The organism is Streptomyces sp. G-G2, assembly GCF_030063135.1.
Lineage (GTDB): Bacteria > Actinomycetota > Actinomycetes > Streptomycetales > Streptomycetaceae > Streptomyces.
The window spans coordinates 24053-36637 of sequence record NZ_JASISO010000063.1 but is presented as its reverse complement, the minus strand read 5'-3'; the positions used below and the strand labels follow the sequence as shown (position 1 = coordinate 36637).

General features: G+C 73.8%; 13 protein-coding genes. 7 read left to right on the top strand and 6 right to left on the bottom strand.

The window, feature by feature from the left end; translation table 11 throughout:
• Nucleotides 1-423: 423 nt before the first annotated feature.
• Both QMF80_RS34055 and QMF80_RS34050 read left to right on the top strand, forming a co-directional pair.
• Entirely contained in the window at nt 424-1581 is a 1158-nt protein-coding gene (locus tag QMF80_RS34055; RefSeq protein WP_283460610.1) for a putative hexosyltransferase, read from the top strand.
• Between the two features lie 276 nt (nt 1582-1857).
• The gene (locus tag QMF80_RS34050; RefSeq protein WP_283460605.1) at nt 1858-2919 is read left to right on the top strand and encodes a phosphatase PAP2 family protein; all 1062 of its coding nucleotides are present in this window, start codon (nt 1858-1860) and stop codon (nt 2917-2919) included.
• A 587-nt stretch (nt 2920-3506) separates the two neighbouring features.
• Here the strand turns inward: QMF80_RS34050 and QMF80_RS34045 are convergent.
• A complete protein-coding gene (locus QMF80_RS34045) occupies nt 3507-4124 on the bottom strand; it encodes a LysM peptidoglycan-binding domain-containing protein (RefSeq protein WP_283460603.1) in 618 nt (205 codons plus the stop codon).
• A 324-nt stretch (nt 4125-4448) separates the two neighbouring features.
• Between QMF80_RS34045 and QMF80_RS34040 the strand changes: the two genes are divergently transcribed.
• Together QMF80_RS34040 and QMF80_RS34035 are read left to right on the top strand one after the other, a co-directional pair.
• Nucleotides 4449-5267, top strand: a complete 819-nt coding sequence (locus QMF80_RS34040) for a DUF8842 C-terminal domain-containing protein (RefSeq protein WP_283460601.1) — start codon at nt 4449-4451, stop codon at nt 5265-5267.
• 178 nt (nt 5268-5445) lie between these two features.
• Entirely contained in the window at nt 5446-5952 is a 507-nt protein-coding gene (locus tag QMF80_RS34035; protein WP_283460600.1) for a hypothetical protein, read from the top strand.
• 25 nt (nt 5953-5977) lie between these two features.
• On the opposite strand, the gene der is transcribed toward QMF80_RS34035, so the two are convergent.
• The 5 genes from der to QMF80_RS34010 form a co-directional block, all read right to left on the bottom strand.
• Nucleotides 5978-7438 (bottom strand): ribosome biogenesis GTPase Der, encoded by a 1461-nt coding sequence (der, locus tag QMF80_RS34030; protein ID WP_283460598.1) that lies wholly within the window; start codon nt 7436-7438, stop codon nt 5978-5980.
• Nucleotides 7439-7514: 76 nt separating this feature from the next.
• Entirely contained in the window at nt 7515-8102 is a 588-nt protein-coding gene (locus QMF80_RS34025) for a lysophospholipid acyltransferase family protein (RefSeq protein WP_283460609.1), read from the bottom strand.
• A 52-nt stretch (nt 8103-8154) separates the two neighbouring features.
• Nucleotides 8155-8874: a (d)CMP kinase gene (gene cmk, locus QMF80_RS34020; protein ID WP_283460596.1), complete on the bottom strand. Its 720-nt coding sequence runs from the start codon at nt 8872-8874 to the stop codon at nt 8155-8157.
• 129 nt (nt 8875-9003) lie between these two features.
• A complete protein-coding gene (locus QMF80_RS34015; RefSeq protein WP_283460593.1) occupies nt 9004-10089 on the bottom strand; it encodes a prephenate dehydrogenase in 1086 nt (361 codons plus the stop codon).
• Nucleotides 10090-10246: 157 nt separating this feature from the next.
• Nucleotides 10247-10729: a YidB family protein gene (locus QMF80_RS34010; protein ID WP_502962977.1), complete on the bottom strand. Its 483-nt coding sequence runs from the start codon at nt 10727-10729 to the stop codon at nt 10247-10249.
• Nucleotides 10730-10870: 141 nt separating this feature from the next.
• Between QMF80_RS34010 and QMF80_RS34005 the strand changes: the two genes are divergently transcribed.
• The 3 genes from QMF80_RS34005 (at nt 10871) to QMF80_RS33995 (ending at nt 12585) form a co-directional block, all read left to right on the top strand.
• Entirely contained in the window at nt 10871-11212 is a 342-nt protein-coding gene (locus QMF80_RS34005; protein ID WP_283460589.1) for a DUF952 domain-containing protein, read from the top strand.
• A 101-nt stretch (nt 11213-11313) separates the two neighbouring features.
• Nucleotides 11314-11796 carry a Rieske (2Fe-2S) protein gene (locus tag QMF80_RS34000; protein WP_283460587.1) on the top strand — a complete coding sequence of 161 codons (483 nt, stop codon included), beginning with the start codon at nt 11314-11316 and terminating at the stop codon, nt 11794-11796.
• 87 nt (nt 11797-11883) lie between these two features.
• Nucleotides 11884-12585, top strand: a complete 702-nt coding sequence (locus QMF80_RS33995) for a nucleotidyltransferase domain-containing protein (protein ID WP_283460585.1) — start codon at nt 11884-11886, stop codon at nt 12583-12585.

Below are 12585 nucleotides of genomic sequence, written 5' to 3'. Positions count from 1 at the left end.
CGGCGACGTGCAGGATCGTCGCGTCGAGCGCGACGAGGAGCAGGCTGACGCAGAGGACGGCCAGCACGGCCCAGCGGTCGGCGCCGCCCGCGAGCGCGCCGAGCCGCTGCCGGAGGGTGTTCGTCCCCGACATGCATCTACCTCCCAGGTGGACCCTCCGCACCGGCGGACCAGCGGACCAGCGTCCGACGGCCGCGGATCGGCGGCGTCCCACGGGGTCCGGCATCGGCGCGCGAGTGAACGGACAGCGTACGCGAGTTCGGGCCATCGCTCACGTGGTCAACCTCTCACCCCGATCACGGTCCGGCCTTGCTCCCGCCGGGCCGTGCGCCACCGCTCGGGGGCCCGGTAGCTGCCTGGTCACGGCCGTGGTCCGGCCCGCGCGCCCGGATAATCGACCCTGTGAACGAGCACGCTCCGCCCCTGTCCGCCACGTCGCCGCCCGACCGGAACCGGCCTCCCCTCCGTCTCCCGGGCGGCCCGGCCCTTCGCCGCGCCGCGCCCGCGCTCGCCGTCTTCGCGGCGGTCCGCGCACTGGGGCTCGCCGCGCTCGCGGTGTGGGGGCTGGCGGCGGGCAGTAGTCCGCACACCCTGTTGTCGGCCCGCTGGGACTCCCTCTGGTACGCCCGGGTCGCGGGCGGGGGGTACGGGTACCAGGTGGTGCTGGCCAATGGCGACGTCCACTCCAATCTGGCGTTCTTCCCGCTGCTGCCGTGGCTGGAGCGTGCGGTGGCGGCGCCGACCGGGCTGGCGTACGGGGACGCGGGCCTGGTGGTGGCGTGGACGGCGTCGCTGGCCGCGGCCTGGGGCATCTTCGCCGTGGCCGACCTGTTGTACGGGCACCGGGCGGGGGTGCTGGCCGCGGCGCTCTGGGCCGCGCTGCCGGTCGGGATCGTGCAGTCCATGGCGTACAGCGAGGCGCTCTTCACGGCGCTGGCCGCCTGGGCCCTGTACGGGGTCCTGCGCGGGCACTGGCTGTGGGCGGGCGCGCTGGCCGCGCTGGCGGGGCTGACCCGGCCGGTCGGGGCGGCGGTGGTCGCGGCGGTGTGGGTGGCGGCCGCACTGGCCCGGCGGCGCGGGGAGCGCTCCTGGCGGATGGCGGCCGGGGTGGTGGCGGCCCCGCTGGGGGCGGCGGCGTACGTGCTGTGGGTCGGCGCCCGCACCGGGCGCGGGCTGTTCGGGTACCTGGACGTGCAGGGCGGCTGGGGCAACGGGTTCGACGGGGGCTGGGCCTTCGCCCGGTTCATCGGGTCCCGGCTGGGTTCCGCCGCGTTCCCCGCCGGTCTGGGCCTGATCGCGGGGGTCCTGCTGGTGCTGTGGCTGTGCCGGGCGTGCGTGGAACAGCGCCAGCCCGTGGCGCTGCTGGTCTACGGCGGGATCGTGGTGGCGCTGGCACTGTGTGCCTCCGGGTACTTCGGTTCGAAGCCGCGGTTGCTGCTGCCCGCCTTCCCGCTGCTGCTTCCGGTGGCGGCGGCCCTGGCCCGGTGGCGGACGGGGCGGGCGGTGGCGGTTCTGGGTGCTCTGGCGCTGGTGTCGGCGGCCTACGGGGCCTGGTGGCTGAACGGTTCGGGGCCGCCGTAGCGGGTGCGTCGCGGGTGTGCCCTAGTCGCCCAGCTGCAACGGAATGGGGAATTCCGAACCATCTTTGTGCAAAACAATTGAGCGTGGGCCCATAAAATCCGGATAAATATGTCACCTTATTCAGGAGCTGTGGATCAAGGGCGGTCGCCATAGCCTCGAACCATTGCCGGATTGCGGGGAATAAAGCCCCCAACGAGACCAACTCCACATCACATGGTCATCACAAAGCCCGGGAATCGACCGGGCGGCCCATCGGCGGGCGGTAACGTCGATTGGGTGCGTACTGACCAAATTTTCACCCGTCTGGAGCGGGTCTTCGCCCGCCTCGACCGGGAACCGGAACGACCGGCTCATCTGCAAGTGCCGCAGATGAGCCGGCACCGTGTCGTGCTCTTCGGGGCGACGCTCGTGTTCTACCTGTCGATCGTCTACGCGGTGCTGACCACCTCGTGGATCGTGCGGCTCGACTGGCAGCTCATGTTCTTCCGGCCCTACGAGCAGTGGCCGCAGCTGCACGCCTTCCTCGACTACCTCGTGGTCCTGGGCCAGCGCGGCCCGACCTCGATGATGGTCATGGCGTGGCTGGGCTGGCGCTGCTGGCGCCAGCACACCCTGCGCCCGCTGATCACCCTCGGCGTGGCCCTGCTCGCGCTCAATGTGACCGTCGGCTCCGTGAAGCTCGGCCTCGGCCGCCTCGGTCCGCACTACGCGACCCAGATCGGCTCCGCCGAGATGTTCGGCGGCGGGGATATATTTCCTTCCGGCCACACCGCCAATGCCGTCGTGACCTGGGGGATCCTGGCCTACCTGGCCTCGACCGTGGTCACCCGGCGAGTGCTGTCACTGGTCTCCGCGGTCGTCGCGCTGAGCGTCGGCGCCACCACCGTCTACCTCGGTACGCACTGGGTCAGCGACGTGCTGCTCGGCTGGGCGGCCGGTGTGCTGGTGCTGCTGGCACTGCCCTGGTTCGAGCCGTTCATCGCCCGGGCCGAGGCCTTCATCCTGGAGCAGCGAGTGGCCTGGAGCCTGCGCCGCCAGGGCGGCCGCGGCGCCGTTCCCGTGTCCGTCGCCCCGCTGTCCGCGCAGGCCAAGGTGTTCGCCCAGCGGGCGGCCGGTGCCGCCCTGCCCGCGGCCGAGGAGCCCGCCCCGGTGCCCGCGGGGGCGGCCGCCGGCCATGTCGCGGCCGCACGTACCGCGGCCCCGCACGCGGCCGCCCGGCCGCACGTCATCCGCTCGGAGCGGACTCCGGTCACCCCCGCGGGCAGCCGCCGCCCCGCGCACACCGACCGCGACCGGGCCGGGCGCAACCCTTCGGCCCGCCCGGTGACCGGCGGCTGACGCCCCGTCGGGGCGGGGCCGGTACGCACAGCCATCCCGCCCCAGCCTTGCTCCCACCGACTGCCGCGTGCCGGATCGCCGTCCGGACCGCGGCAGTCGTGCGTCAGCGGCACGCCCCCATGTTCGTCCAATCCGGGTCACGCTTGTGTCACGGATTGCCGACAGTCGTTCCGGCCGCCGAGTTCCGCCGGGCAATTGTTTTCGGCCCCGCGACCCGCCCGGTCCGAAGCGGCATTCCAATTCCCGCCCGCCCCCCGGTAATTCCACCCGCCGCATTGCCCGATGCCCTCTCAGCTTTCCTCCGACACCTCAATCGCCGACGGCCCGGGACCGTGTCCAGCCACCCCGCCGCCTCGCCTCCGGCGGCGCCTCAAACGCCGGCGAGGCTGGGGCGGCCTCATGCGGAGCCGACCCCTGCACGTCCCAGCCCCGCCGGAGGCAGAGCACTACCGGTTCCAGCCCCGCCGGTGTTTGAGGCGCCGCCGGAGGCACAGGGAGCCCCGCCGGCGATTGAGGCGCGGCGGGGCCGGGCCGGGCCCGGGGTCAGCGGCTCGGCGGCGCCGGGGTGGTCGGTGTCGGGGACGGAGTCACCGGACGGGCGGGGCCGGGAGCGGCGGCGGATCCGCCGGAGGGAGGGTCAGCAGGGTGCCCACCACGATCGCCTCCGGCCGCCCCCCGATCACCCCCCGGTTCGCCTCGTACAGCGCCCGCCACCCACCCCGCACCCGATGCCTGCGCGCGATCGAGTCCAGCGAGTCCCCGACCCGCACCACATGCATCCGCCCGGCCAGCCCGTACCGCTTCGAGCAGACCGGCCACGCCTCCCACCCCTGCGTCCCCAGCAGGTCCTCCGCCACCCGGATCTGCTGGTCCCGGCGCGCCAGGTCCGCGCGCGGCGCGTAGCCGAGGCCCCCGTGCTCCTCCCAGGTCGGCTGCCAGAACTGCAGCCCGCCGTAGAAGCCGTTGCCCGAGTTGACGTTCCAGCGCCCGCTGCTCTCGCAGTCGGCGACGCAGTCCCAGGGCCACTGTCCCCCCGGCCCGCAGTCCCCGTACCCGGTCCCGACCACCCCCGGCGCTCCGACGGCCGTCACCCCGCCGGGCCCGGGCGCGGGCGGCGGCGGAGCCTGCGCGCGAGCCACCGACGGTACGAACACCAACGCGGCGGCGGAAACCAGCACGGCCGCCCGGATCCGGAGTGTGGGCATCGCGTCACGCTACGCGGCCCCGCTCCACCGCCCGCCCTGCCACGCGGCACCTTCTCGCCCGCCACCCGGAAGGCCGAGCCGCCCCACCCCGTCGGAGCGCGCATTCCACGCCGCCAACTGACCACAAAGAGAAAAGGGTTGGCACCAATGGGAAGCGGCGGTCAGTCCATTCACTCGTCCGGGGGGCAGGTTCGATTCCGTTCCCTCATCCGGCGTGACCCCGACCACCGCTCCCCCGTTGATCCCGGCGAGCCGGGAACCGCCCGGTCCCGCACGCCGAGACGGAACGGCCCACCGGTCCGTCGTAGTCCGAGGAGTCACTCCGTGCCGCGCATGCTCGAGGTCAGTGATGACGTACGCGCCGAGATCGGCGACGAAGAAGCCAACCGACTGCTCGCCGGTGACCAGGCCCCGAGCAGTTACGACTGCACTTCGTGCCGCACGCCGGGGAACTCGGAGCGCGAACAGACCAGCACGGTGCTGTTCGTCGGCGAGGAGACGGCCGTGCTCGCCTTCGCCCACGCCCTCTGCATCCCCTCCCAGGTGGTCAACGTCTCGGAGGCCCAGCTCCAGGGCGCCGTGCGCAGCATCACCGGCAACGACCCGGCCGAGGCCCCCGCACAGGTCGACGCGTTCGCGGACCCCGACGTCCCCCGGGCCGTACCCGGCGGCCAGGCCGTCCTCGGCATCACCAGCGGCCTGGTCCTGATCGGCGGCGAACTGCACCCCGCCCTGGTCGTCGAGCCGACCGCCCCGATCGCCCGCCCCGGCACCGACGGGCCCGGCGACGACTTCCTGCCGCTACTCATCGAGCAGGGCTTCATCCCGGTGACCGACACCTCCACGCTGCCCTCGCAGCTGTCGGGCTGGTCCGTGCTGCTCGCGGCGGGCCTGCTGCACGCCGTACTGCAGCCCGGTGTCGACGGCGCCGCGCCGACCTCCTGGTGGCAGGCCCACAAGGCCCTTTCGGTCACCGACGGCTGGCGGGCCGCCGTCAACAAGACCCAGCGCGTACTCGTCTACGCCGCCCCGGTCGGCTCCATCGGCCAGCAGCCCCGCGAGGACCTGCTGCGCGACGCGCTCGACAAGGCCGCGGCGGGCGGCAAGCTCGTGGCGGCCTCCATGCCGCTCGCGGGCACCTGAGCCGCGCCGCACCCCCACCGGACCGCCACCGTCCGGTCCCGGCCCCGGATCCGCTCCGGAGCGGGGCCGCGCGGCGGCGTGCGCCGGGGGTGCGCGGTCCGTCCCGCACACCCCCGGCGATCTGCGATTTCTCCCCGGCGCCCCGCATCCGCAGAGCGCCGGTTTCGTTGGCAGATACGTGCATTCATACGATCCCTCCCGCGTCCCGTCGTATCCGAGCCCCATTCCCCCCATGCGCCCAGCGTGGACGCGGGAGGGGGCGCACGCCCCCGCGCACACCCCCGCGCACGCCGCACCGCAGGCCGTCTCGCCCACCCCGATCTTCGACGCCCTGTACTCCGAGTACCTGCGCTCCTTCCGGGCCCTGCCGGGCGACCGCAGCGGCGAGGAGGACCTCGGGTTCACGGCGTTCGGGATCGCACCGGCCGGGTACGGCAGCGCGCTGGCCACCACCTCCGGCTACCAGAGCCCGTACGCCACCGGCCAGAGCGGCTGGGGCTGCTCCGCCTGGCAGGCCGACCCCTGGCAGCCCGCGTACGTCCCCCAGCCCTCCTACGCCGCCCAGGGCACCCAGCACTACGCGGCCGCGGGCGGCACCCCCGGATACGCCAACGGGCGGCAGCACCAGACCGGGATGCAGCACATCCCGGCGGCCCTGCCGCCCGCTCCGCGCCGGGGTTACTGACCCCCGGCGGACACTCGGGGCACGGTCAGCCCTTGCTCTTGTTGAAGCCGCGCTTCTCGCGCACCCGCACCGAGATGTGGATCGGGGTGCCCTCGAAGCCGAACTCCTCGCGCAGCCGACGCTCGATGAAGCGCCGGTAGCCGTGCTCCAGGAAGCCGGAGGCGAAGAGCACGAACCGCGGCGGCTTGGTGCCCGCCTGGGTACCGAACAGGATGCGGGGCTGCTTGCCGCCGCGCACCGGGTGCGGGTGCGAGGCGACGATCTCGCCGAGGAACGCGTTCAGACGGCCCGTCGGGACGCGCGTCTCCCAGCCCGCGAGGGCGGCCTCGATCGCCGGGACCAGCTTGTCCATGTGGCGGCCGGTGAGGGCGGAGACGTTGACGCGCGGGGCCCAGGCCACCTGCTGCATCTCGGTCTCGATCTCGCGCTCGAGGTAGTAGCGGCGCTCCTCGTCCAGCTCGTCCCACTTGTTGTAGGCGATGACGATGGCGCGCCCGGCCTCGACGGCCATGGTGATGATGCGCTGGTCCTGGACGCTGATGTTCTCGGTCGTGTCGATCAGGATGACCGCGACCTCCGCCTTCTCGACGGCGGCGGCCGTGCGCAGGGAGGCGTAGTAGTCGGCGCCCTGCTGGAGGTGGACCTTCTTGCGGATGCCCGCGGTGTCCACGAACTTCCAGGTGATGCCGCCGAGCACGATCAGCTCGTCGACCGGGTCGCGGGTGGTGCCGGCCATCTCGTTGACGACGACGCGGTCCTCCTTCGCGACCTTGTTCAGGAGCGAGGACTTGCCGACGTTCGGGCGGCCGATGAGCGCGATCCGGCGCGGGCCGCCGGGGGCCGCGGCGCCGAAGGTCTGCGGCGGGGCCTCGGGCAGCGCCTCCAGGACCGCGTCGAGCATGTCGCCCGTACCGCGGCCGTGCAGGGAGGAGACCGGGTGCGGCATGCCGAGGCCCAGCGACCACAGCGAGGACGCGTCGGCCTCGCCGCTCTGGCCGTCCACCTTGTTGGCGCACAGCACGACGGGCTTGCCCGCCTTGCGCAGCAGCCTGACGACGGCCTCGTCGGTGTCGGTGGCGCCGACCTTGGCGTCCACGACGAAGACGACCGCGTCGGCGGTCTCGATCGCGTACTCGGCCTGGGCGGCGACGGACGCGTCGATGCCGAGGACGTCCTGCTCCCAGCCGCCGGTGTCCATGACCTTGAACCGGCGGCCGGCCCATTCGGCGTCGTAGGAGACGCGGTCGCGGGTGACGCCCGGCTTGTCCTCGACGACCGCTTCGCGGCGGCCGATGATGCGGTTCACCAGGGTCGACTTGCCGACGTTCGGGCGGCCGACGACGGCGAGGACGGGCAGCGGGCCCGCGTTCGCCTCTTCGAGGGCGCCTTCGACGTCCTCGACGTCGAAGCCTTCTTCCGCGGCGAGCTCCATGAACTCCGCGTACTCGGCATCTCCGAGTGCTCCGTGGTCGTGCTGGTCGTTCATGAAGTCCGTTCCTCGTCGTTCGTGGTGATCGGTGGCACCCGCAGCGTGCGGATCCACTACTGAGTTCAAGTCTCGCCTAGCGGCCGGTAAGGCGCTTGGCGTCGGCCAGGTGGCGGGTCAGCCGGTCCTGGATGCGTACGGTGGCCTCGTCGAGTGCCGTGCGGGTCCGGCGGCCACTGCCGTCCCCGGCGTCGAAGGCATCGCCGTAGACGATGTCGACGCGCCCCTTGAAGGGCGGCAGTCCCTTGACCAGCCTGCCACGCCGCTCGGTACTGCCCAATACGGCGACGGGCACTATGCGGGCGCCGCCGCGGACCGCGAAGTAGGCGAGCCCGGCGCGCAGGGAGGCGAAATCGCCCTCGCCGCGGGTGCCTTCGGGGAAGATCCCGAGGACTCCGCCGTCACCGAGTACGCCCAGGGCGCGGGTGATGGCGCCCCGGTCGGCGCCGGTGCGGTCCACCTTGACCTGCCCGATCCCTTCCAGGAAGGGGCCGAGCGGGCCGATGAAGGCTTCCTTCTTGACCAGGAAGTGCACGGGGCGCGGGGCGGTGCCCATGACCATGGGCCCGTCGACGTTGTGGGAGTGGTTGACGGCCAGGATGAGGGGCCCGGAAGCCGGTACCTTCCACGCGCCGAACACCCGGGGCTTCCACAGCCCGTACATGAGCCCGATCCCGATCCGCCGGCCGACCGCCGCACCCTTGAGGGAGGGGGTTCTACTCACCGGCCGCCGCCCGCTTCTCCGCCGCCAGGGCGACGAGGGCGACCACCCGGTCGATGACCTGGCCGAGGGTGAGTTGCGTGGTGTCGACCTCGACGGCGTCGTCGGCCTTGGCCAGCGGGGAGGTCTTGCGGCCGGAGTCGGCCGCGTCGCGCTTGATCAGAGCCGCCTTGGTGGCCGCGAGGTCCACGGCCTGCGCGCCCCTCAGCTCGCCGCTGCGGCGGGCGGCGCGCGCCTCGGCCGAAGCGGTCAGGAAGACCTTGAGGTCGGCGTCGGGCAGGACGGTGGTGCCGATGTCCCGGCCCTCGACGACGATCCCGGTGGCCGCCTCGGCCGCCTCCGCGGCGATGGCGCGCTGGAGGTCGGTGATCAGGGTGCGCACCTCGGGGACCGCGCTGACCGCGCTGACCTTGGAGGTGACCTCCTGGGTGCGGATCGGTCCGGCGGCGTCCAGGCCGTCCACGCTGATGGTGGGCGCGCTGGGGTCCGTGCCGGAGACGATGGCGGGCTTGCCCGCCGCGAGCGCGATGGCCTGCGGGTCGTCGAGGTCGATGCCGTTGGTGATCATCCACCAGGTGATGGCCCGGTACTGGGCTCCGGTGTCCAGGTAGCGCAGCCCCAGCGCGGCGGCGACGGCCTTGGAGGTGCTGGACTTGCCCGTGCCGGAGGGACCGTCGATGGCGACGATCACGGCGGACTGAGCGGCGGTTTCCACGGGGCGAGCACCTTCCTGGTAGCGCGTACGGGTCCGGGCGCGCGAAAACGCCCCTCCTTAAGGTTACCGACTCGCCGGAGCCCCGGACGCCGGTCGGTCCGGGGCGGGGCGGGAAGCGGGAGGGACGGCCTACTGGCGCAGGGCCCAGCCCCGCTCGCGCAGCTCGGCCGTGATGGCGGCGACCGCCCGCGGCTCCACGCTGAGCTGGACCAGACCCGCCTGCTGACCGGTGGCGTGCTCGATCCGTACGTCCTCGATGTTGACCCCGGCCCGGCCCGCGTCGGCGAAGATCCTGGCCAGCTCGCCCGGCTGGTCGCTGATCAGTACGGACACCGACTCGTACACGGTGGGCGCGGAGCCGTGCTTGCCCGGGACCCGGACCCGTCCGGCGTTCCCGCGCCGCAGCACGTCCTCGATGGCGTCCGAGCCGCCGCGCCGCTTCTGCTCGTCCGCCGACTGGAGCCCGCGCAGGGCCTCCACGGTCTCGGCGAGGTCGGCGGCGATCCCGCTGAGCACGTCGGCGACCGGACCCGGGTTGGCGGAGAGGATCTCCACCCACATCCCGGGGTCGGAGGCGGCGATCCGGGTGACGTCCCGGATGCCCTGCCCGCACAGCCGCACGGCCGTCTCGTCGGCCTCCTCCAGCCGGGCGGCGACCATGCTGGACACGAGCTGCGGGGTGTGCGAGACCAGGGCCACCGCGCGGTCGTGGGCGTCGGCGTCCATGACCACGGGGACGGCCCGGCACAGGGCGACCAGCTCCAGCGCGAGGTTGAGCACCTCGTGCTCGGTCTCCCGGGTGGGGGTCAGCACCCAGGGCCGCCCCTCGAACAGGTCGGCGCTGCCGGCGAGCGGTCCGGAGCGCTCCTTGCCCGCCATCGGGTGGGTGCCGATGTACGTCCGCAGGTCCACGTCCAGCGCTTCCAGCTCGCGCCGGGGACCGCCCTTGACGCTGGCCACGTCCACGTAGGCGCGGCCCAGGCCCCGCCGGATCGCGTCGGCCAGGGTCACGGCCACGTGCGCGGGCGGTACGGCGACGATCACGAGGTCGACCCGGCCCTCGGCGGGCTCGTCCGTACCGGCCCCGAAGGCGGCGGCCGTGCGGGCCTGCGCCGGGTCGTGGTCGATGAGGTGGACGTGGACGCCGCTGGCGGTCAGGGCGAGGGCCGCGGAGGTGCCGATCAGTCCGGTTCCGATGACGACGGCGGTTCTCACTGGGGGCTCCTCGGGTCCGTGGGCGCGCGCGCGGGGGCGGGCGCCGCGATCTCTGGGTTCAGGGTAGTCAGCCCGCGCAGGGCCGGGGCCCGGCGGTCCGTCCCGTGGGACGGTCCGCCGGGCCCCGGTCACCGGTCTGCCCCGGCCCGCTCCGGTCTCAGAGGTTCTGCTGCTTGATGATGTCCTCCAGCGAACCGGTGGGCAGCCGGCCGCCGGGGCTCAGCTTGTCCACGGCCGTCGGAAGCGCCCGGGCGATCTGGTCGGCGGCTTCCTCCGGGCTGACGCCCGCCTGCGCGGCGGCCTTCTGAAGAGCGTCGTCCGGCAGGGCCTGGGCGATCTGCGCGCCGCTGACCGCCTGGTTGTCGCCGGTGCCGACCCAGGACTTGGCGTGGTCGGCCAGGCCGGACTTGGTCAGCATCTCCATCAGCCCGCCGAGCGGGTTGTTCCCGCCGCCCGCCGCCTGGGCGCCGCCACCGCCGCCGAGCGCGCCGAGCAGGGCGCCGAGGATGTTGCCCGCGCCGCCGCCCTGGCCGCCGCCTCCCTGGCCGCCGCTGCCGCCTCCGCCGAGGAGACCGCCCAGGAGTGAGCCGAGGTCGTTACCCGCCATGGTCAAGCCTTTCGAAGAGGGACCGGGCCGCACGGCACACGGCGCACCCGGCTTCGGGACACGGACAATGTCACCCAGACCGGGCGGCCCCGCCACCGGGAGCGACCGCCGGGGGGCGCTCCTGGACGCCGTACGGAGGGACCCGCCGGGCCGGGCTGCGGTAGAACGAACGGCATGATCTTCCACATCGTCGCGCTCGCCGACTGGTCGGCCGCCCCGGACCGCCCGTACGCCCCGCCCTCGCTCGCGTCGGAGGGGTTCGTGCACTGCTCGGGGGACACGGCCACCGCCCTGGCCATCGCCGACGCGCACTACGCGGGCGCGGCCGGGCCGCTGCTCGCCCTGGAACTCGACGAGATCGCCCTGACCGCACCGGTCCGCCGGGAGGGGGCGTCCGGCGGGCGCTACCCGCACGTGCACGGCCCGTTGAACCGGGACGCGGTGGTGCGCGTGTGGGAGGTCGTACGCACACCGGGGCGCCCGGCGGAACTGGTTCCGCGGACTCCCGGCCACTGACCGGACCACCGGCCGGAGCGGGTGGCGCGGCGGGCTTCTCACGGAGCCCGTGACACGCCAGGATGCTGCTCGCCCCACTGGTGACCCAGCAAGGAGAAGTCATGAGCGAGCCCACGCGCACCGCCCGGCGCACGGTACTGGCGGCAGGAGCGGCGGCCCTGGGGGGCGCCGCGCTCACCGCGTGCGGAGGCGGGAACGACAAGGCCGCAGGCGGCTCCGACGCGGCCGCGACCCCCAGCGCCCCGGCCTCCGGCACCCCCGCGTCGCCGGGCGCCTCCGACGGCGGGGCCGCCGGCAAGGCCCTGGTGAAGGCCTCGGCCGTGCCGGTGGGCGGCGGCACCGTCCTCAAGGCCGAGAAGCTCGTGGTCACCCAGCCCACGGCCGGGTCCTACCGGTGCTTCACCGCGGTCTGCACGCACCAGGGCTGCCTCGTGGACAAAGTGGCGGACGGCACCATCGACTGCCCGTGCCACGGCAGCAAGTTCCAGGTCGCGGACGGCTCCGTGGCGCACGGCCCGGCCACCCGCCCGTTGGCCGAGAAGAAGATCGCGGTGTCGCCGGACGGCCAGATCAGCCTCGCTTGACCGGGGGCCGCGCCCCGGGCCGCGCCCCGGGCCGTACGCCCGTAAATCTCTTCGCGCGGCGGGCCGCCACCCGCCTACGCTGCGGCGATGGACGACGATCTGACGCCGGTGGACGACCTGACGCTGGTACGCGAACACACGGTCTACGCGTGCGTGATGGGATCGCGGGCGTTCGGTCTCGCGACCGGGGCGAGCGACACCGACCGGCGCGGTGTCTACCTCGCCCCGGCTCCGCTGTTCTGGCGGTTCGAGAAGCCGCCCACCCATGTGGAGGGGCCCCGGGAGGAGGAGTTCTCCTGGGAGCTGGAGCGGTTCTGCGAACTGGCCCTGCGCGCCAACCCCAACGCCCTGGAGTGCCTGCACTCCCCGCTGGTGGAGCGGCTGAGCCCGGTGGGCGAGGAACTGCTGTCCCTGCGCGGGGCGTTCCTGTCCCGCCGCGCCCACGCCACTTTCACCCGCTACGCCATCTCCCAGCGCGCGAAACTCGACGCGGACGTCCGCCTCCACGGCGCCCCGCGCTGGAAGCACGCGATGCACCTGCTGCGCCTGTTCGGGTCCTGCGTCGACCTGCTCCGCACCGGCCGTCTGACGATCGACGTGGGCGAGCGCCGCAAGGAGCTCCTGGCCGTCAAGCGCGGCGAGGTCGGCTGGCCGGAGGTGGACGCCCGGATGGCCCGGATGGCGGCGCAGGCGCAGGCGGCCCTGGCCACCACCGCGCTCCCGGCGGAGCCGGACCGCCGCCGCGTCGAGGACTTCCTGATCCGCGCCCGCCGCGCCTCAGCGGGCTGA

Coding starts and splice junctions, on each gene's coding strand:
- QMF80_RS33995 (WP_283460585.1), top strand. CDS start 11,884: ATGGACGACGATCTGACGCCGGTGGACGACCTGACGCTGGTACGCGAA.
- QMF80_RS34000 (WP_283460587.1), top strand. CDS start 11,314: ATGAGCGAGCCCACGCGCACCGCCCGGCGCACGGTACTGGCGGCAGGA.
- QMF80_RS34025 (WP_283460609.1), bottom strand. CDS start 8,102: ATGTACGGGCTGTGGAAGCCCCGGGTGTTCGGCGCGTGGAAGGTACCG.
- der (WP_283460598.1), bottom strand. CDS start 7,438: ATGAACGACCAGCACGACCACGGAGCACTCGGAGATGCCGAGTACGCG.
- QMF80_RS34005 (WP_283460589.1), top strand. CDS start 10,871: ATGATCTTCCACATCGTCGCGCTCGCCGACTGGTCGGCCGCCCCGGAC.
- QMF80_RS34045 (WP_283460603.1), bottom strand. CDS start 4,124: ATGCCCACACTCCGGATCCGGGCGGCCGTGCTGGTTTCCGCCGCCGCG.